Origin of the sequence: Rhizobium quercicola, assembly GCF_021168455.1 — a bacterium.
In the GTDB taxonomy this organism is placed as follows: domain Bacteria; phylum Pseudomonadota; class Alphaproteobacteria; order Rhizobiales; family Rhizobiaceae; genus Ferranicluibacter; species Ferranicluibacter quercicola.
Map to the genome: position 1 here is coordinate 47,969 of NZ_JAJOZR010000004.1, position 20,463 is coordinate 68,431.

At 63.1% G+C, this 20,463-nt stretch carries 17 protein-coding genes; 4 read left to right on the plus strand and 13 right to left on the minus strand.

Annotated elements, in window-relative coordinates; genetic code table 11:
- Positions 1 to 107 precede the first annotated feature (107 nt).
- The 3 genes from LRX75_RS07085 (at position 108) to LRX75_RS07095 (ending at position 2,462) form a co-directional block, all read left to right on the plus strand.
- Positions 108 to 383 (plus strand): DUF3572 family protein, encoded by a 276-nt coding sequence (locus LRX75_RS07085; protein WP_113150414.1) that lies wholly within the window; start codon positions 108 to 110, stop codon positions 381 to 383.
- A complete protein-coding gene (locus LRX75_RS07090; protein WP_231813082.1) occupies positions 380 to 1,045 on the plus strand; it encodes a hypothetical protein in 666 nt (221 codons plus the stop codon). Before LRX75_RS07085 ends, LRX75_RS07090 begins: the two co-directional genes overlap by 4 nt.
- A 181-nt stretch (positions 1,046 to 1,226) precedes the next feature.
- Complete coding sequence (locus LRX75_RS07095; protein ID WP_420851171.1) at positions 1,227 to 2,462, plus strand: L,D-transpeptidase family protein; 1,236 nt, start codon at positions 1,227 to 1,229, stop codon at positions 2,460 to 2,462.
- Positions 2,463 to 2,541: 79 nt separating this feature from the next.
- Here the strand turns inward: LRX75_RS07095 and dnaE are convergent, their stop codons facing one another.
- Positions 2,542 to 6,051 (minus strand): DNA polymerase III subunit alpha, encoded by a 3,510-nt coding sequence (gene dnaE, locus LRX75_RS07100; protein WP_231813086.1) that lies wholly within the window; start codon positions 6,049 to 6,051, stop codon positions 2,542 to 2,544.
- Positions 6,052 to 6,379: 328 nt separating this feature from the next.
- On the opposite strand from dnaE, the gene LRX75_RS07105 reads away from it, so the two are divergent.
- Positions 6,380 to 6,766: a VOC family protein gene (locus LRX75_RS07105; RefSeq protein ID WP_231813088.1), complete on the plus strand. Its 387-nt coding sequence runs from the start codon at positions 6,380 to 6,382 to the stop codon at positions 6,764 to 6,766.
- A gap of 16 nt (positions 6,767 to 6,782) precedes the next feature.
- On the opposite strand, the gene LRX75_RS07110 is transcribed toward LRX75_RS07105, so the two are convergent.
- From LRX75_RS07110 to nuoI, 12 genes are all read right to left on the minus strand, one after another.
- Positions 6,783 to 7,469, minus strand: coding sequence for an ABC transporter ATP-binding protein (locus tag LRX75_RS07110; RefSeq protein WP_113150488.1), 687 nt, complete (start codon positions 7,467 to 7,469; stop codon positions 6,783 to 6,785).
- Positions 7,470 to 7,607: 138 nt separating this feature from the next.
- On the minus strand, positions 7,608 to 8,996 hold the full coding sequence (locus tag LRX75_RS07115; RefSeq protein ID WP_231813090.1) for a lipoprotein-releasing ABC transporter permease subunit: 1,389 nt from the start codon (positions 8,994 to 8,996) through the stop codon (positions 7,608 to 7,610).
- A gap of 9 nt (positions 8,997 to 9,005) precedes the next feature.
- Positions 9,006 to 10,334, minus strand: a complete 1,329-nt coding sequence (proS, locus tag LRX75_RS07120) for a proline--tRNA ligase (protein ID WP_231813092.1) — start codon at positions 10,332 to 10,334, stop codon at positions 9,006 to 9,008.
- Between the two features lie 701 nt (positions 10,335 to 11,035).
- Positions 11,036 to 11,305, minus strand: a complete 270-nt coding sequence (locus LRX75_RS07125) for a DUF1467 family protein (RefSeq protein WP_231813094.1) — start codon at positions 11,303 to 11,305, stop codon at positions 11,036 to 11,038.
- Positions 11,306 to 11,439: 134 nt separating this feature from the next.
- Positions 11,440 to 13,110 (minus strand): ribonuclease J, encoded by a 1,671-nt coding sequence (locus LRX75_RS07130; RefSeq protein ID WP_231813096.1) that lies wholly within the window; start codon positions 13,108 to 13,110, stop codon positions 11,440 to 11,442.
- Positions 13,111 to 13,129: 19 nt separating this feature from the next.
- Complete coding sequence (locus LRX75_RS07135) at positions 13,130 to 13,897, minus strand: biotin--[acetyl-CoA-carboxylase] ligase (RefSeq protein ID WP_231813098.1); 768 nt, start codon at positions 13,895 to 13,897, stop codon at positions 13,130 to 13,132.
- Positions 13,894 to 15,333, minus strand: a complete 1,440-nt coding sequence (nuoN, locus tag LRX75_RS07140; protein WP_113150407.1) for an NADH-quinone oxidoreductase subunit NuoN — start codon at positions 15,331 to 15,333, stop codon at positions 13,894 to 13,896. Before nuoN ends, LRX75_RS07135 begins: the two co-directional genes overlap by 4 nt.
- An 18-nt stretch (positions 15,334 to 15,351) precedes the next feature.
- On the minus strand, positions 15,352 to 16,863 hold the full coding sequence (locus LRX75_RS07145) for an NADH-quinone oxidoreductase subunit M (protein WP_113150406.1): 1,512 nt from the start codon (positions 16,861 to 16,863) through the stop codon (positions 15,352 to 15,354).
- On the minus strand, positions 16,863 to 18,860 hold the full coding sequence (gene nuoL, locus LRX75_RS07150; protein WP_231813100.1) for an NADH-quinone oxidoreductase subunit L: 1,998 nt from the start codon (positions 18,858 to 18,860) through the stop codon (positions 16,863 to 16,865). The genes LRX75_RS07145 and nuoL overlap by 1 nt, the downstream gene beginning before the upstream one ends.
- A 6-nt stretch (positions 18,861 to 18,866) precedes the next feature.
- Positions 18,867 to 19,175, minus strand: coding sequence for an NADH-quinone oxidoreductase subunit NuoK (gene nuoK, locus LRX75_RS07155; RefSeq protein WP_062468393.1), 309 nt, complete (start codon positions 19,173 to 19,175; stop codon positions 18,867 to 18,869).
- Between the two features lie 30 nt (positions 19,176 to 19,205).
- Positions 19,206 to 19,820, minus strand: a complete 615-nt coding sequence (locus LRX75_RS07160) for an NADH-quinone oxidoreductase subunit J (RefSeq protein ID WP_062596635.1) — start codon at positions 19,818 to 19,820, stop codon at positions 19,206 to 19,208.
- Positions 19,821 to 19,964: 144 nt separating this feature from the next.
- Positions 19,965 to 20,456 (minus strand): NADH-quinone oxidoreductase subunit NuoI, encoded by a 492-nt coding sequence (gene nuoI, locus LRX75_RS07165; protein WP_092933287.1) that lies wholly within the window; start codon positions 20,454 to 20,456, stop codon positions 19,965 to 19,967.
- Positions 20,457 to 20,463: the final 7 nt, after the last annotated feature.

Below are 20,463 nucleotides of genomic sequence, written 5' to 3' on the forward strand. Positions count from 1 at the left end.
CAAGACGAGCATTCGCGCATGACTGGTGAAGAGTTAGGCCTATTTGGTTGAAAAAAAGGTAATCATGGGCCAGAAAAGCCGACGTGTTGCGGAATAGGGTGAAAACAGTGACGACAGCCGATGAGACCGCCATTGCCGTGCTCGGCTGGCTTGCAGGCGAGCCAGAGCTTCTCGGCCGCTTCCTGGCGCTGACGGGCACCGACCCGACTGCTCTGCGCGGCGCCGTCGGAGACCCCGGCTTCATGGCCGGGCTGCTCGATTTCGTCATGGATCACGAGCCGACGCTGCTGCAATTCTGCGAGGCCACGGGCACGAAGCCGGAAACGGTGGCGCGGGCGCATGCGGCCCTCTCCGGCTTTCGCGGCGATACGGGCAGCGCATGACCAGCGAGACCTTCGATCCGCACGCCCCCCTCTGCTTCGACCACATCGCTCTCACCGACCGGCCGCTGATCGTCTGCGATATCGACGAGGTGGTTCTTGAGTTCGTCACGCCGTTTCAGAATTTTCTGAGATCCGGCGGACGGGAGCTTTTGCCGCGCTCGTTCCGCCTGCACGGCAACATCGTGCAGCAGGACACCGGCGAGCCCGTGCCGGACGCGATGGTGCCTGTGCTGCTGGAGGAGTTCTTCCTGACGCAGGATACGTGGCAGACGCCCGCGTCGAAGGTCGCCGAAACGCTCGCCGATCTCTCCGGCGAGGCCGATATCGTTTTCCTGACGGCCATGCCGCCTCGCCACACCGAGGTTCGCCGGCGGCTGCTCGACCGGCACGGGCTGTCGGCCTATCCGCTGCTGGCGACCGAGGCGCCGAAAGGCCCCGTCGTCAAGCGGCTCCATGACGCGCGCGATGTGCCGGTGGCCTTCATCGACGACATTCTGCGCAATCTCGAATCCGTGCGCGAGCACGCGCCCGATTGCCTTCTGATCCGCCTGATGGCCAATGCGGAATTTCTGGCGATGGCACCGACGCCCGGCAACGGCATCGAGAGTGCCGACAGCTGGGACGCCGCCGCCCGGATCATCCGGCAGCATTTCCTGCGCTGACGGAGATCCATAGGGCTGAGCCACGCCTTCTGCGTGATTGCAGCCTGTTTTCCACAGGATCACGTTTTGGTGATCGGATATCCGTCTGCCGCGTGCCGTTCCGCGCCAGCCGGCAAAGTTTCCTTAAATGTCTTTCCGTAGCCTTCACCCTGTTCGAATGATCCGGATGGTGTCGATGGTTTTGCGTTCTACTCTCGGGCTCGGGCTCCTGTTGCTCGCCCTCGCCAGCACGACGGCGCATGCGGCGGATGGAACGTCGCCGCTGCAGATCGTGGTGTCGAAGGACAAGCAGTCCCTGGTCGTCTATGACGGCGATACCGTGGTCGCGACCTCGAAGGTCTCCTCCGGCAAGCGCGGCCACGAGACGCCGACCGGCATCTTCTCCATTCTCGAGAAGCGGCGCTATCACGAATCGAACATCTACTCGAATGCGCCGATGCCGTTCATGCAGCGGCTGACATGGTCCGGCATCGCACTTCATGCGTCCAACAGCGTGCCCTCCTACCCCGCATCGCATGGCTGCGTCAGGCTGCCGAACGCCTTTGCGAAGTCGCTCTACAAGATGACGGAGCGGGGGTTGCACGTCGTGATTTCCGACCGCCAGATCGCGCCGCAGCCCGTGTCGCACAGCGTCCTCTTCCAGCCCTCGGCACCCGAACCGCAGCTGCTCTCGGACGCGACGCTGCGTCCCGCCATGTCGCAGATCCCCGGCGGCAATGTGGAAGTGGCGATGAGCGAGCCGGCCGCCGCCGACCCCGCGGCACCCGTGGCCCGCGCCGAGGATCACCGCGCGCCGATCCGCATCCTGATCACCCGACGTGGTGCGCGCGAGCTCAACCTCGATGTGCAGGCGGCGCTCAACGGTCTCGGCTTCGATGCCGGCGTGCCGGACGGCGCGCTGGGCAGCCGATCGATTGCCGCCATCCGCGCCTTCGAAAGCGCGGAAGGCCGCGAGCCCAAGGGCCGGGTCACGCCGGAGCTGGTGGATGCGCTCTTCAAAAAAGCCAACCTGCCGCCGCCCGCCAACGGGCAGCTTCTGGTGCGCCGCGATTTCACGCCGCTCTTCGAAGCGCCGGTGACGATCACCGAGCCGGAGATCGCGCTCGGCGCGCATTTCTACCAGTTCCAGGATATCGATGCGAGGACGGGAAAGGGCAACTGGTTCGCGCTGTCGCTCGACAACGTCATTCCCAAGTCCATGAAAGCGCGTCTCGGCATCACGCTGGACGACGATGCGCTCGCATACAATGCAGCAACGCGCGTGCTCGATCGCATCCAGATGACGGCGGAGCTTCGCGAGCAGGTCGAGGACGTCCTGGCGCCCGGCTCCTCCCTCACCGTCTCCGACATGGGCCTCGGCCCGGAAACCGGCCGCGGCACGGATTTCGTGACGATCACACATCCGGCCAAGGGCTGAGGCGCACGTATCCTGCCGATGCCCGACAGGACACCGGCAGACCTGCTGTCCCTCACCGAATCGTCAGATCAACTAGACCTTAAGAGATCAACTCGACGTCGATGACGCCAGGTGCCGTCTTCAGGGCGGCGGCGATCTCGGCGGAGATGCGGTATTTGTCGCTCAGTTCCACCTCGATCTCGCGCTGGCCATTGTCCTTGACGATGATGAAGGACACCTGCCCGTCGCCCTTGGTGTTGAGATGCGTGGCGACGGAGCGGAGCGGGCCGCTGTCGCGGACGTAGACGCGCAGCGCCTTCTGCATCTGGAACGAGCGTTCCTCCAGCGACTGCAGCGTCTGGATCCGCAGGCCGATGCCCTCCGGCCGCTCCTCCGCCTGAACGGTCAACACCAGCGATTTCCCGGGCTCCAGCAGATCGCGATATTGCTGCAGCATCTCCGAAAACAGAACGGCTTCGAACTGGCCGGACGAATCGGAAAAAGTGACGATGCCCATCTTGTTGCCGGTGCGCGTCTTGCGCTCCTGCTTGGAGGTGACGGTGCCGGCGAGCCGTCCGGCGGTATTGCCCTTCTTCACCGACATGGCAAAGTCGGCAAAGGTCTGGCACCGGATCTTCGCCAGCAGGTCGTTATAGGTGTCGAGCGGATGGGCCGAGAGGTAGAAACCGAGCACCTGAAACTCGCGCTGCAGCTTTTCGGACGCCAGCCACGGGGTGAAATCCGGCAGGCCGATCTTTTCGGGTCCTGTCGCGGCGCCTGCGCCGAACATGTCGTGCTGTCCCTTGAGCCTGTTCTCGTTGGCGAACTGGGCAAAGCCGAGGATGCGGTCCAGACCGGCGACCAGCGCCGCCCGGTCATAGCCAAAACCATCGAAGGCGCCAGCGCAGATCAGGCTTTCGAACACGCGGCGGTTCAACAGCTTCGGATCGATGCGCAGGCAGAAATCCTCGAGGCTCGCAAAGGGCGTCTCGCCCCGCACCGCCACGATATGCTCGACGGCCGCCTCGCCGACGCCTTTCAGCGCCGAGAGCGAATAGAAGATGCGATTGTCGCCCGTCTCGAAGCGGCGGAAGGAGGTCTGCACCGAAGGGGGAACCACGGTGATGCCGAGCCGGCCGGCGTCCTGGCGGAAATCGACCAGCTTTTCGGTGTTCGCCATGTCGAGCGTCATCGACGCTGCGAGGAACTCGACCGGATAATGCGCCTTGAGATAGGCCGTCTGGTAGGAAACGATGGCATAGGCGGCCGCGTGGCTCTTGTTGAAGCCGTAATTGGCGAACTTGGCCAGAAGGTCGAAGATCATGTCGGCCTGCGGCTTCGACACGCCGTTCTTCACGGCGCCGTCCACGAAACGGGCCCGCTGCATGTCCATCTCCGCCTTGATCTTCTTGCCCATGGCGCGGCGCAGAAGATCGGCCTCGCCGAGCGAGTAGCCGGAGAGGACCTGGGCGATCTGCATCACCTGCTCCTGGTAGACGATGACGCCCTGCGTCTCCTTCAAGAGATAGTCGATGGTCGGGTGGATCGACTCGATCTCTTCCTCGCCATGCTTTCGCGCGTTGTAGACCGGGATGTTCTCCATCGGGCCCGGACGATAGAGCGCGACGAGGGCGATGATGTCCTCGATGCAGTCGGGCCGCATGCCGATCAGCGCCTTGCGCATGCCGGCGCTTTCCACCTGGAACACGCCGACCGTGTCGCCCTTCGACAGCATCTCGTAGGTCTTGGCATCGTCCAGCGGCAGGGCTTCCAGCGCGACGTGGATGCCGCGCTTGGCGATGAAGTCCACCGCCGTCTTGAGCACGGTCAGTGTCTTCAGGCCGAGAAAGTCGAATTTCACGAGGCCGGCCTGCTCGACCCATTTCATGTTAAACTGCGTCACCGGCATGTCGGAGCGCGGATCGCGATACATGGGCACCAGCTTCGACAGCGGCCGGTCGCCGATGACGATGCCGGCGGCGTGAGTCGATGCGTGGCGGTACAGCCCCTCGATCTTCTGGGCGATATCGAGCAGGCGGCCGATCACCGGCTCCTTGTCGACCTCCTCCTGAAAGCGCGGCTCGTCCTCGATCGCCTTGGCGAGCGTCACCGGATTGGCCGGGTTGTTCGGCACCATCTTGCAGATCTTGTCGACCTGGCCGTAGGGCATTTCCAGCACGCGACCGACGTCGCGAAGGGCGGCGCGGGCCTGCAGCGATCCGAAGGTGATGATCTGCGCCACCTGTTCGCGGCCATACTTGGCCTGCACGTAGCGGATGACCTCTTCGCGCCTGTCCTGGCAGAAGTCGATATCGAAGTCGGGCATCGACACGCGTTCCGGGTTGAGGAAGCGTTCGAACAGCAGCGAGAAGCGCAAGGGATCGACGTCGGTGATCGTCAGCGCATAGGCGACCAGCGAGCCCGCGCCCGAGCCGCGGCCGGGGCCGACCGGAATATCCTGCAGCTTCGCCCATTTGATGAAGTCGGCAACGATGAGGAAGTAGCCCGGAAACTTCATGCGTTCGATGACGCCGAGTTCGAAATCCAGCCGCTCGCGATAGTCCGTCTCGCTATAGCCTGGAGACAGGCCGAGCTTCTGCATCCGCTCGTCCAGCCCTTCGATGGCCTGACGGCGCAGCTCAAGCGATTCCGCGCGCTCGGCCTCGGCCGGATCGTCGGAGGCGCCGGTGAAGCGCGGAAGGATCGGCGCCCGCGTCTTCAGGACGAAGGTGCAGCGCCGCGCGACCTCGATCGTGTTGTCGAGCGCTTCCGGCAGATCGGCGAAGAGCTTGGCCATCTCCTGCCGGCTCTTGAGATAGTGGTCGGGCGTAAGCCGAAAACGGGTGTCATCGGAGACCATGGCGTTGTGCGCTACCGCCATCAGCGCGTCATGCGCATCGTAGTCGCCGGGCGTTGGAAAGAAGGGTTCGTTGGTCGCGACCAGGGGCAGTTCGAGCCGGTAGGCGAGATCGATCATCCGGTTTTCGTGGCGCTTGTCGTAGCGCCCGTGGCGCTGCAGCTCGACATAGAGCCGATCGCCGAAAAGCTCCATCAGGCAACGCGCGCGCGCCTCGGCAAGCGCCGCATGGCCCGAACGGACCGCGATGTCGATCGGGCCGCCGGACGCGCCGGTCAGCGCGATCAGCCCGTCGGTCCCGATCTCCTTCAACCACGACAGGCAGATGCGAACGCTCTGGTTGCCCTCCCCGCCGAGATAGGCGCGGCTGACGAGATCGACGAGATTGACGTAGCCGGCATCCGTCGCGGCGATCAGCACGATGGCCGGAAGCTTGGCGAGGTGCTGGGCATGCCCACGCTTCTCGCCCTCGACCTCATCCTCCATGTCGAGCGACAGCTGGCAGCCGATCAGCGGCTGGATGCCGTCGTCCATGCATTTCAACGAGAATTCCAGCGCCGCGAACAGATTGTTCGTGTCGGCGATGCCGATGGCCGGCTGGGCGTCGGACACGGCTTTGCCGATGATCTTCTTGATCGGCAAAGCGCCTTCGAGGAGCGAGAATGCCGAATGGGTTCTCAGATGGACGAACTGCGGCGCCGGCTTGTCGCCATTGCCCGTCCCGCCCGCAAAGCTTGCGCCCGCATCCGCCATAGCTCACTCCGACTCCTGCATGAGAGGACAGCATACGCGCTTCGGACCTGCGAAGCGACAACGGCATCGCGTTTCTCCCCCGGAACTTGCCCGATCGGAAACCGGCGCCGCCTCAGAGACCGAGGAGAAGAATGGAGAAGCTGGCAACGAACATGGCAACGGAGGTCAGTGCGGCGAGATCACGAAGGAAGTCGGACATGGCGTTCTCCTTTAGGTTATGTTCTTTTTATGTACTCTTTTTGTTCCTTGATCAAGAGGGCGTTTCGGGCGATGGTTAAGAAACTCTCATCGATTCGACACGGCAGTCCAACCCCGCAAGGAGACCATCATGCTCGACCATATCGGCCTTCCTGTTCGTGATTTTGCGCGCGCCTCGGCCTTCTACGACGCCGCACTGGCGCCGCTCGGCATTGCACGACAGCTGGAGGTGACCGCCGAGATGAGCGGGAACGAGGCGCATCTGGGCTATGGGACGCCCGGCAGTCCGTTCTTCTGGATCAGTAGCGGAGAGGCGATCTCCGGCAGGCTGCATGTCGCCTTTGCGGCGCCGGATCGCGACCGTGTGGATGCCTTTTACGCCGCGGCGATTGCTGCCGGCGGGCGCGACAATGGCGCGCCGGGTCTGCGGCCACATTATCATGCGGATTATTATGGCGCGTTCGTGCTCGATCCAGATGGGCACAACATCGAGGCCGTGTGCCACGCGGCGGCATAGGGCCGCGCGCCGCGCCTCATTCCAGTTCGACGACCTTTCCGTCCTGCAGCGTGATGCGGCGATCCATCTTGGATGCAAGGTCGTAATTGTGGGTGGCGATCATCGCGGCGAGGCCGGATTGCTTGACCAGAGCCTTCAGCGCTTCGAAGACATAGCCGGCCGTCTCGGGGTCGAGATTGCCGGTGGGCTCGTCGGCGAGAAGCACGAAGGGTGCGTTGGCCACGGCGCGGGCGATGGCCACGCGCTGCTGCTCGCCGCCCGACAGTTCGGAGGGGCGATGGTCGGCGCGGTGGCCGATCCGCATGTAGTCGAGCAAGGCGGAGGCGCGTTCGCGCGCTTCCTTCTTGGAGAGACCGGCGATCAGCTGCGGCATCATGATGTTTTCGACAGCCGTGAATTCCGGCAGCAGATGGTGGAACTGGTAGACGAAGCCGATCTCGTTGCGGCGGATGGCCGTGCGCTCGGGATCGCCGAGCGAGCCGCAGGCCCGGCCATTGATCGAGACTTCGCCGGCATCGGGCCGCTCCAGCAGGCCGGCCAGGTGCAGCAGCGTCGATTTGCCGGTCCCGGACGGTGCGACCAGCGCGACCGTCTGGCCGCCGAGCAGCCGGAAGTCCGCCCCCTTCAGGATCGACAGCGCCTGCTCGCCCTGGCTGTAATGGCGCTCGACGCCGGAAAGCTCTAGTGCCACACGAGGGGCCATCATATCGTTCCTGTCAGACGGTTCCCGGCTGAGCGCATGGCGCGAACCGGAAACAAGAACCATCGAACATCTCTGGCCGGAGGACCGGATGTTCGATGGAAGGAAGACGGATTTCGGCCGGACCGACCGAAATCCGGATCACTCGTAACGCAGCGCCTGGACGGGATCCAGACGCGAGGCCCGCCAGGCGGGGAAGATCGTTGCCAGGAACGACAGCCCGATGGCCATGCCGACGACCGCGACGGTTTCGCCGAGGTTCATGTCGGCCGGCAGCTGGCTGAGGAAGTAGAGCTCCGGATTGAAGATCGTCGTGCCGGAAATCCACGAGAAGAACTGGCGGATGGATTCGATATTGAGGCACACGACGACGCCGAGCGCCACGCCGGCCAGCGTGCCGACAATGCCGATGGCCGCGCCGGTCATGAAGAAGATGCGCATGACGGCGCCCGAGGATGCACCCATGGTGCGCAGGATGGCGATATCGCTACCCTTGTCCTTCACCAGCATGATGAGACCCGAGACGATGTTGAGCGCCGCCACCAGCACGATCAGGGTGAGGATCATGAACATGACGTTGCGCTCGACCTGCAGCGCGGAGAAGAAGGTCTTGTTGCGGTCGCGCCAGTCGCTGATCAGCACCTGCCGCTGGGCGGCCTCTTCCACCGGCTGGCGCAGGCTGTCGACGAGATCGGGTTTCTCCACGAAAAGCTCGATCGACTGAGCGATGCCTTCGGCGTTGAAATAGAGCTGGGCTTCCTCGAGCGGCATGAAGATGATCGACGCGTCGTATTCCGACATGCCGATCTCGAAGATGGCAGACACGGTATAGGACTTCACGCGCGGATTGACGCCCATCGGCGTCACGTCGCCTTCCGGCGCGACGAGGGTGATGGTGCTGCCGGCCTGCAGGCCGAGCTGGTCCGCCATGCGGGAGCCGATCGCCACGCCGCCGCCGGCCGCATAGCCGGTGAGATCGCCGGATTTCAGGTGATCGGAGATGGATTTCATCTTCAGAAGATCATCGGCCCGCACGCCGCGCACCAGCGCACCCGTGCCCGCGCCGCCGGGACCGGAGGCCAGCGTCTGGCCCTCGATCATCGGGATCGCCATGGTGACGCCCTTGATGCCGGAAAAGCGTGTCGCAAGATCGGCATAGTTGTCGAGCGGGCCATCCAGCGGCTGCACGATCATGTGGCCGTTGATGCCGAGAATGCGGGAGATGAGCTCTGTGCGGAACCCGTTCATCACCGCCATGACGATGATGAGCGTGGCGACGCCCAGCATGATGCCGATGAAGGAGAAGCCGGCGATGACGGAGATGAACGCTTCCTTGCGCCGCGAGCGCAGATAGCGCCACGCGACCAGCCGCTCGAAGGTCGAGAACGCGCGGCTGGATGCGGATTTCGCCGGCTTGTCGCCTGACGGCGTTTCCTTCGGCGGCGCGCCCTTCGAGGCTGTCTTCAGTCCGGCTTTGGGCGGCGTTGCCGATGCCTTTGCCGGTTTCGGGTCCGTGGAAGCGGCGCTCATGCCTGGTCCTTATTTCGCAGCGGTCAGCTTGTTGATCGCAGCTTCGATGGTCATGGTCTCGCGCGCACCGGTCTTGCGGTCCTTCAGCTCGACCTCGCCCGCCACAACCGCCCGCGGCCCGGCGATGATCTGCGTGGGCACGCCGATGAGATCGGCCGTCGCGAACTTGGTGCCCGCGCGGTCGTCGGTGTCGTCGTAGAGCGTGTCGATGCCAGCCTTGGAAAGGGCTGCGTAGATCATCTCGCAAGCCGCGTCGCAAGGACCATCGCCGGCCTTCATGTTGATGATCACGGCATCGAACGGCGCGACGGATGCCGGCCAGATGATGCCGTTCTCGTCATGCGAGGCCTCGATGATCGCCGGCACGAGGCGCGTCGGCCCGATACCGTAGGAGCCCATGTGGACGAGGTGTTCCTTGCCGTCGGGACCCTGAACCTTGGCGCCCATGGGTTCGGAATATTTGGTACCAAAGTAGAAGATGTGCCCGACCTCGATCCCGCGAGCGGACAGACGCTCGTTTTCCGGGATCGCGTCGAACGCGGCCGCGTCGTGCATTTCCGACGTCGCGGCATAGACCGACGTCCACTGGTCGAAGATGGCCTGCAGCGCCGCGACATCGTCGAAATCCGTCGTTTCCGCGGGGATATCGAAGTTCACGAAATTGCGGTGGCTGAACACTTCGGACTCGCCGGTCTCCGCCAGGATGATGAACTCGTGGCTGAGATCGCCGCCGATCGGCCCTGTATCCGCCCGCATCGGAATGGCGCGCAGGCCAAGCCGCGAGAACGTGCGCAGATAGGCGGTGAACATCTTGCGATAGGAATGCTCGGCGCCTTCCTTCGTCAGGTCGAAGGAATAGGCGTCCTTCATGACGAATTCGCGCGAGCGCATGGTACCGAAGCGCGGGCGGATCTCGTCGCGGAACTTCAGCTGGATATGGTAGAGATTGAGCGGCAGGTTCTTGTAGGACTTGACCGACGACCGGAAGATATCGGTGATCATCTCCTCGTTGGTCGGGCCGTAGAGCATCGGACGCTCCTGGCGGTCCTTGATGCGCAGCATCTCCTTGCCGTAATCGTCGTAGCGTCCACTTTCCTGCCAGAGCTCGGCCGACTGCAGGGTCGGCATGGAGAGCTCGATGGCGCCGGCGCGGTTCTGCTCCTGCCGGATGATGCCGTTGACCTTGTCGAGCACACGTTTGCCGAGCGGCAGCCAGGAATAGATGCCCTGGCTCTGCTGGCGGATCATGCCGGCGCGCAGCATCAGGCGATGCGAGACGATCTCCGCTTCCTTGGGGTTTTCCTTCAGGATCGGCATGAAATAGCGGGACAGACGCATGAACGGGTTCCGGAGTGGCGCCTTCCGTTTAAGCACGGATTCGGGCGAAATGAGGTTTGCTTACGGCCTGTGCCTTGCGCGGAGCCGTATGGACGAACGCGGGACGATGCGATCCGATCGCTCGAATCCGCTAGCATCCACGCCGGAGGTCTTAAACGCTTCGCGGCGGGAAGAAAACCCGTGTGGCGACGCGTGGCGCGCAGAGCCTGCGGCATAAGCCCCCTGCCCGCTTTCTGCGACAGATCGAAGCAGGAAAAGGGAGCGCGAGTAACGGCAAATGACCTCTTCGTGTCAATGAATATTTTTTGCTGGACTGTAGCATAAATACAAAAAAACCTGATGACACCCGCAGCGATTTGGGTTAGTTTCAGCACACAAAACAGGCAGGAAGATTAAATTCTTGTCGACGTCGCGGAAAAAGTCTTGGGAGGATCAGATCTTAGGCGCGGTCATACGCAGCCACCGGCAACGGTTACGGGTCACGCGATTGCTTATAAAACAAGGCTTTTAGCCTTGTTTTTTTTTGGCTTTTCGCTGGTCCTGATGCCCGCAGGTGGCATACCGGCATCGGCTGCGAGACGAGACCGGCGCCCTTCCCCTCTGATCTTGCAAGCTTATGCCAAACTATTGAGCAAATGCTTGTCTTCTAAAACTATAGTTTGTCTTGCGCCCGCTGACTTCACCGCCGTTCGGTTGCGTCCTCAGTAGAACTTCGGCGCAAACTGCGGGATGGCGTCGATGCCATAGCCGTAGCGAACGGACAGCATGTACCAGGCCATATGGATCACGGCGGCGAGGATCGTCGTCAGGCCGAAGATGCGCAATGCCCGAAACCGGGCGGGCGCGCTTTCCACGCTCCCCGGCACCACGTCGTGCTCCTCCGCCTGGGTACGCAGGCCGATCGGCAGAACGATGAAGAGCGTCATCCACCAGATGATGAAGTAGATGGCGAAGACGGAAAAGATCGGCATGATGACATCCCGGTTGAGAAGCTGATCACTCTTATACGCCGTGCCATGACGCGCCGGAAGCCGAACGCACACGAAAAGGCCTCCGGCGCTGTCACACCGAAGGCCTTCCTTCCTCTGCGGGAATCAGCGTGGCGTCAGGACATGCGGTTGATAAAGACGGTCACGACCGGCTTCTTGCCCCAGACATCGTTGGCCGTGCCGCGAATGGCACGACGCACGGCTTCCTGCACCATGGCGAGATCCTTGCGGCGCGCGCGCGGAATGCTTTCGACCGCACCGAGCACGGCATCATACAGCGTGTCGTTCATGTCCTCGCCCTCGTCGTCGAACTCCGGCAGGCCGATCGGCACGACGATCGGGTCGGAGGCGAAGTCGTAGCGCGCATCCAGCACGACATTGACGGAGACGTGGCCGGCGAAGGACAGCTTGCGGCGGTCGCCGATGCCCATTTCCTGGAAGTCGCCGATCAGACTGCCATCCTTGAAGATGCGGCCATGCGGAGCTTCGCCGATCACCTGTGCCATGCCGGGCGCGAGCCGCAGAATGTCGCCGTTGCGCACACGCGGCACGTTCGGAATACCGGACTGGAGACCGAGCTCCATCTGCCCGACCAGATGCGCCGCTTCGCCATGGACCGGCACCAGCAGCTTCGGACGGATCCATTGGTACATCTGCTTCAGTTCGTTGCGGCGGGGGTGGCCCGACACATGTACCAGAGCGTCGCTATCGGTGACGATCAGGATGCCCTGCTCGATCAGGCCGTTCTTGATCTCGTTGATCGCCTTCTCGTTGCCGGGAATGGCGCGCGAGGAGAACACGACGGTATCGCCGGAGGAGAAGGCGACATTGCGCATCTCGTCGCGGGCGATCTTTGCCAGCGCCGCGCGGGGCTCGCCCTGGCTCCCGGTGAGAATGACCACGACGCGATCGCGCGGAATGAAGCCGAATTCGTCTTCGCTGATGAACGGCGGAATGCCTTCCATCAGCCCGACATCGCGGGCGACCTGCACCACACGCTTCATGGACGAGCCCATCAGCAGCACTTCGCGTCCGGCACCTGCGGCCGCCTTGGCGATCGAGCGGATACGGCCGACATTCGAGGAGAAAGTGGTGATGGCGACACGGCCTTCCGCAGAGCGGATGACCTTTTCGAGGCTGGCGGAGACTTCTTCCTCGGAGGGCGAGACGCCATCGCGCAGCGCGTTGGTGGAGTCGCACATGAGCGCCAGCACGCCTTCGTCGCCGACGGCGGTGAAGCGCTCGCCATCGGTCAGCGGCCCGAGCGACGGTGCATGGTCGATCTTCCAGTCGCCGGTGTGGACGAGATTGCCGAGCGGCGTGCGGATGACGAGCGACATCGGCTCGGGGATGGAATGGTTGACGCCGACGGCCTCGACCTCGAACGGGCCGATCTGCACGCGGTCGCCCTGCTTGAAGATGGTGATCGGCACCTCGTTGCGGCTGCGCTCGTACTGGCGCTTGGCCTCCAGCATGCCCGCCGTGAAGGGCGAGGCATAGACGGGAACGTTGAGCCCCGGCCACAGGTCGGACAGCGCGCCGTAGTGATCCTCATGCGCATGCGTGATCACGATGCCCTTGAGGCTCTTGAGCTTGTCCGCGAGGAAGCGGATATCGGGGAGCACGAGGTCCACGCCCGGCAGGTCCGGCCCCGGGAAGGTCACGCCGCAATCGACCATGATCCACTCGCGGTTGGCGGCGGGGCCGTAACCATAGAGCGCGAGGTTCATGCCGATTTCGCCTACGCCGCCGAGCGGCAGGAAAACCAGTTCGTTTTTCTCAGTCATCAGAGAATTGTGCCTTGTTTCATCCGAAAAAGACATCGCCGGCGGCTATGTGCCGGCGCATGCCGTTTTCATCCGTGAGAATTAATTGGCCGGAGCCGTCGATATCGTCAAAACGTCCTTGGATGGACCGATCGGGAAGATTGACCGTGATGGGGCGACCGATGCCCACGGCATGCTGCCGCCAGAGCGCGATGATGTCGCCGATCCCGAGCCCACCGTTCCAGATGCCGAGCGTTTCGGTCATGTTCATGAAGAGGTGCGCGAAGAGTTCCTCGGCGGATGCCGACGATCCCTCGCTGCGCAGATTTGTGAGCGGATAGAGACCGTGGTCCGGCGCGCTGACAACGTTGACGCCGCAGCCGATCACCAGGGCATAGCGCCCATCCGCCAGTCGCTCGCCCTCGAGCAGGATGCCGCAGGTCTTCTGTCCACCGATGAGGATGTCGTTCGGCCATTTGATTTCCGCCGCGCGTGCGCCTGCGGGCAGGACGGCCTGCATGGCATCGCGAACCGCGACGGCCACGGCCAGCGGCAGCGACTGGATCATCTCCAGCGGCGCGGGATCGATCAGCAACAGCGAGGAGTAGAGATTGCCGGGTTCCGAACTCCAGGCACGACCACGCCGGCCGCGACCATCGGTCTGCCGGCCGGCTGTGATCCAGAGATTTCCCGGATCGCCCGCGCGCGCGCGCGCAAGGCACTCTGTGTTGGTGGAGCCCACCGCGTCCAGGGCGACGTGGCGGAAGTCGTCGATGGACGTTCGGGTGAGCCGGCCCGGGCCGTTCAAAAGAATGTCCGGGCCGCGGCTTCGGCCGCCGCACCGATCGGGCCGCCGACGATGACATAGCCGACGATGAAGAGGCCGGAGAGGCCGTAGACCAGCTTCAGCGAGCCGGAGGGGCGCGCGAACTCGCCGGCCGGCTCATCGAACCACATCAGCTTGATGACGCGCAGGTAGTAATAGGCACCGACGACGGAGGCGAGGACGCCGATGACGGCAAGCGCATAGAGCTTGGCCTCGATCGCCGCCATGAACACGAAGTACTTGGCGAAGAACCCTGCCAGCGGCGGAATGCCGGCCAGCGAGAACATGAGGATCGTCAACACCACGGCCATGAAGGGATTGGTCTGCGACAGGCCGGCGAGATCGTCCACCTGTTCGACGTGATGGCCTTCCTTGCGGCGCATGGCGAGGATGCATGCAAAGGTGCCGAGCGTCATGACCATGTAGATCAGCATGTAGAGAACGACGCCGCGCACGCCCGCCATGGAGCCAGCGGAGAGACCGACCAGCGCATAGCCCATGTGACCGATGGAGGAATAGGCCATCAGGCGCTTCAGGTTCTTCTGGCCGATGGCGGCAAACGAGCCGAGCACCATGGAGGCGATCGAGATGAAGACGATGATCTGCTGCCAGTCGAGCTGAATGGGCTCAAAGGCGGTGACGACCACGCGGACGAGCATGGCGATGGCGGCGATCTTCGGGGCACCGGCGAAGAACGCCGTGACCGGGGTCGGCGCGCCTTCGTAGACGTCCGGCGTCCACATATGGAACGGCACGGCCGAGATCTTGAAGGCGACGCCGGCGAGCACGAACACAAGGCCGAAGACGAGACCGAGCGAACGGCCTTCCGCCGTGAGGGCGGCGGCGATTTCCACGAAGCCGGTATGGCCGGTGAAGCCGTAGACCAGCGACATGCCGTAGAGCAGCATGCCGGAGGAGAGCGCGCCGAGCACGAAATACTTCAGGCCGGCTTCCGTCGAGCGCAGATCGTCGCGATTCATGGCGGCGACGACATAGGCGGCGAGCGACTGCAGCTCTAGCGCCATATAGAGCGACATCATGTCGTTGGCGGAGATCATCAGGAGCATGCCCAGCGTCGCCAGAACGACGAGCACGGGATACTCGAACCGGTCGAGACCGAAGATCTTCGCCTGACCTGCGGACAGGAACAGCGCGACGATCGATGCGAACAAGGTCAGCATCTTCATGAAGCGGGCGAAGGGATCGGCGACGAAGGCGCCGTTGTAGGCAACGCCGTCGCCCGTGTTCGCCAGCAGAACGCCGGCAACGACCAGCACCGCGATCGCCAGCCAGGTCACGAGGCCGGAAGACCGTTCGCCCGTGAAGACGCCGATCATCAGAAGCGCGAGCGCCCCGATGGCCAGCGTCACTTCGGGAAGCGACAGATGAAGACTAGCGACCAGAATATCAGCGTTCATGTTTCTCTCGCCCCGTCGTCAGTTCGCCGAGAGCGCAAGGGACTGCGCTGCCTGAACGGCGGTCGTGTAGTTATGGACCAGCACATCGACGGAAGCCGCCGTGGCATCGAAGACCGGCGCCGGATAGACGCCGAAGAAGATGGTGAGCACCGCGAGCGGATAGAGGATCACCTTTTCACGCGGCGACAGGTCGAGCAGAGCCTTCAGCTTCTCCTTCTCCAGCGCGCCGAACATCACGCGGCGATAGAGCCAGAGGGCGTAGCAGGCGGACAGGATGACGCCGGTCGTGGCGAAGAAGGCGACCCAGGTGTTGGCCTGGAAGGCACCGAGCAGGGTCGTGATTTCCCCGACGAAGCCGGAGGTGCCGGGAAGGCCGACATTCGCCATGGTGAAGATCATGAAGATCACGGCGTATTTCGGCATGTTGTTGACGAGGCCGCCATAGGCCGAGATCTCGCGGGTGTGCAGACGATCGTAGACGACGCCGACGCAGAGGAAGAGCGCCGAGGAGACGATGCCATGCGACAGCATCTGGAAGATCGCACCCTGCACGCCCTGCACATTCGCCGCGAAGATCCCCATGGTCACGTAGCCCATATGAGCCACGGAGGAGTATGCGATCAGCTTCTTGATGTCCTGCTGCATCATCGCGACCAGCGAGGTGTAGATGATCGCGACGACGGACAGCGTGAAGACCAGCGGCGCGAACTGCTCGGAGGCCAGCGGGAACATGCCGAGCGAGATGCGGACCATGCCGTAGCCGCCGAGTTTCAGCATGACGCCGGCAAGGATGACGGAGCCGGCGGTCGGTGCCTGAACGTGCGCATCCGGCAGCCAGGTGTGGACGGGCCACATCGGCATCTTCACGGCGAAGGCTGCGAAGCACGCGAGCCAGAGCCAGGTCTGCATGCCCGCGGGGAAGCCGGCCTTCAGGAGCTCGACCATGTCGGTCGTGCCGGTCTGCCAGTACATCGCCATGATGGCGAGCATCATCAGGACCGAGCCGAACAGCGTGTAGAGAAAGAACTTGTAGCTCGCATAGACGCGCTCCTTGCCGCCCCAAACGCCGATGATGACGAACATCGGGATCAGGGTCGCTTCGAAGAAGACGTAGAAGAGCACGATATCGAGCGAAACGAACACACCCGTCATGACGACCTGCAGAAGCAGGAAGGCGATCATGTAGGACTTGATGCGCTTTTCGACCGAGTGCCAGCTGGCCAGCACGCAGAAGGGCATGAGGAACGTCGTCAGGATGACGAACAGCATGGAAATGCCGTCCACGCCCAGATGATAGGAGATGCCGGTGCCGAGCCAGGCATGACGCTCGACCATCTGGAAGCCCGGGTTCGCATTGTCGAACCCGGCCCAGATGAAGAGCGAGAGCAGGAAAGTGACGACCGTCGTTGCGAGCGAGATGTTGAGCACGTTGCGGCGACCGGCCGCGCTGTCGTCACGCATCAGAAGCAGGAGCACAACGCCGACCAGCGGCAGGAAGGTGACCGCCGAGAGAATGGGCCAATCGGTCATCAGAAGGAGCTCCCGAGCATCATCCAGGTAACGAGGGCCGCGATGCCGATCAGCATCACGAACGCATAGTGATAGAGGTAACCGGTCTGCAGGCGCACGACGCCGCGCGTGACGTCCATGACCCGGGCGGCGACGCCGTTCGGACCGAAGCCGTCGATGACCCGACCGTCACCCTCCTTCCACAGGAAGGTGCCGAGACGCTTGGCGGGACGCACGAACAGGAAATCGTAGAGCTCGTCGAAGTACCACTTGTTCAGGAGGAACTGGTAGAGGCCGCGATGCTGGCGGGCCAGTGCCTTCGGCGTTTCCGGCGACTTGATGTAGAAATACCAGGCCGTGACAAAGCCGAGCACCATGGCAATGAACGGGCTGAGCGCGACCAGGGCCGGAACGTGGTGGAATTCTTCCAGCAGTTCGTTTTCCGCCGAGGTGAACAGCGCACCCTGCCAGAACTCGGCATATTCGTGGCCGTAGAAGTAGCCCTCGCCGAGGAAGCCCGCGACGACCGCGCCGAAGCCGAGCACGAAGAGCGGCAGCAGCATGACCATCGGCGATTCATGCACGTGATGCATGACCTCGTGGCTCGCGCGCGGCTTGCCGAAGAAGGTCAGGAACATCAGGCGCCAGGAATAGAAGCTCGTGAACAGCGCGGCGATGACCAGCAGCGTGAAGGCGAAGCCCGAGAGCGGCGAGTGCGAGGCATAGGTCGCCTCGATGATCACGTCCTTGGAGAAGAAGCCGGCGAAGCCGACCGGGGTGAAGGGAATGCCGACACCCGTGATGGCGAGCGTTCCGATCAGCATCATCGCGAAGGTGATCTTGATGTGCGGACGCAGGCCGCCCATGTGGCGCATGTCCTGCTCGCCATCGACGGCATGGATGACCGAACCGGCGCACAGGAACAGGAGCGCCTTGAAGAAGGCATGCGTGAAGAGGTGGAACACGGCCGCACCATAGGCCCCGACGCCGAGCGCGACGAACATATAGCCGAGCTGCGAGCAGGTCGAATAGGCGATGACGCGCTTGATGTCGTTCTGCACGAGACCGACGGTGGCCGCGAAGAAGGCGGTGATCGCACCGATCAGCGTGACCACGGTCAGGGCCGTCGGCGACAGCTCGAACACCGGCGACATGCGGGCGACGAGGAAGACCCCGGCGGTGACCATGGTCGCAGCGTGAATGAGCGCAGAGACCGGGGTCGGGCCTTCCATGGCGTCCGGCAGCCAGGTGTGCAGCAGGAACTGCGCCGACTTGCCCATCGCGCCCATGAAGAGCAGCAGTGCGACGCCGGTCACGGCATCGGCACGATCGAGATGCATGCCGAACAGCGTGATGACCGGTTCGGCGGCGTTCGCCGCACCTTCGGCCGGCAGATAGGTCGCGGCCGTCGCGAAGATCGTCTCGAACGAGATCGAACCGAACAGGACGAAGACGCCGAAGATGCCGAGCGCGAAGCCGAAGTCGCCGACGCGGTTGACGATGAAAGCCTTCATGGCTGCGGCACTTGCCGAGGGCTTCTTATACCAGAAGCCGATGAGCAGGTAGGATGCGAGACCCACACCTTCCCAGCCGAAGAACATCTGCAGCAGGTTGTCCGAGGTCACCAGCATCAGCATGGCGAAGGTGAACAGCGAGAGATAGGCGAAGAACCGCGGGCGGTGCGGGTCGTGGTGCATGTAGCCGATCGAATAGAGGTGCACCAGGAACGACACGGTGTTGACGACGACGAACATGACCGCCGTCAGCGTGTCCACACGGAAGGCCCATTCGGTGTCGAAGCTGCCGGTCTGGATCCAGCGCATGACGAAGACCTTGATCATCTCCGTCTCGCCAAGGCCCACATGGACGAACACGACCCAGGACAGGACGGCAACGACGGCCATGAGGCCGGTGGTCACGTATTCCGAGGCCTTGGCGCCGATCTTCAAGCCGAAAAGGCCAGCGATCAGGAAGCCGATGAGCGGCAGGAAGACGACCGCTTTGATGATGGTATCCATGGCCGATCAGCCCTTCATCATGTTGACGTCTTCGACCGCGATGGAGCCGCGGTTGCGATAGAAGACGACGAGAATTGCAAGACCGATGGCGGCTTCCGCCGCGGCCACCGTCAGAATGAACAGCGCGAACACCTGGCCGGTGATGTCATTGAGGAACGACGAGAAGGCGACCATGTTGATGTTCACCGCGAGCAGAATGAGCTCCACCGACATCAGGATGACGATGATGTTCTTGCGGTTGAGGAAGATGCCGAAGACGCCCAGCGTGAACAGGATGGCGCTGACGGTCAGATAGTGGGAAATACCGATTTCCATGATGTCGTGTCCTTGACCTTCAGTACCGGCTCAGAGCCCCTGCCCCGGCTTGACCTTCACCACCTCGACGGCGGTGGCGGGCACGCGGGCGACCTGCTCGGAAATGTTCTGGCGCTTGATGTTGGGGCGATGGCGCAGCGTGAGCACGATCGCGCCGATCATGGCGACGAACAGCACGAGGCCGGCGATCTGGAAGTAGTAGATGTAGTGGGTGTAGATGACGTCGCCGAGGGCGGCGGTGTTCGTGCGGTCGGTGACGGCCGGGATCGGCATCGACACGGTCTTGGCGATCTCCGGCGAGAAGGTGCTGCCGGCCACGACGATGATCAGCTCGGCCGCGAGGATCAGCCCGACGAGCGCGCCGACCGGCGCATAATCGAGCACGCCCGAGCGCAGCTGGTTGAAGTCGATGTCGAGCATCATCACGACGAAGAGGAAGAGAACCGCGACGGCGCCGATATAGACGACCAGCAGGATCATCGCGAGAAACTCGGCCCCCGTCAGCAGGAAGAGGCCCGCCGAATTGAAGAAGCACAGGATGAGGAACAGGACCGAATAGACCGGGTTCCTGGCCGAAATCACCATGAACGCCGATGCGACGGCGATGAAGGCGAAGAGATAGAAAAATAGAGTCTGCAGACCCATGACCGGTGCCTTTTTCGTCTTCCCCGGAACGATCTGCCTTTGCGCAAGTCGTTCCTGGCCGACCGGAGAGGTCCGGTCGACACCCAAATTTCCAGTGTATCGCCGCCCGGGCGGGCGGCGCTGCGCCGAGATGGCGCCGTCGTCTTAACGGTACGGCGAGTCCATGCCGATGTTGCGGGCGATCTCGCGCTCCCAACGGTCGCCGTTCGAAAGAAGGCGGTCCTTGTCGTAATACAGCTCTTCGCGCGTCTCGGTGGCGAATTCGAAGTTCGGCCCTTCGACGATGGCGTCGACCGGGCAGGCTTCCTGGCAGAAGCCGCAATAGATGCACTTCACCATATCGATGTCGTAACGCACCGTGCGGCGCGTGCCATCATTGCGGCGCGGGCCGGCTTCGATGGTGATGGCCTGGGCGGGACAGATCGCTTCGCACAGCTTGCAGGCGATGCAGCGTTCTTCACCGTTGGGATAACGACGAAGCGCATGCTCGCCGCGGAACCGCGGGCTGATCGGACCTTTTTCGAACGGATAGTTCAGCGTCGCCTTGGGCGCGAAGAAATAGCGCATCGACAGGAAGAACGCGCCGACGAACTCCTTGAGGAACAGCGATCTGACGGCTTGCGAAATGGCGGCCATCATTTAC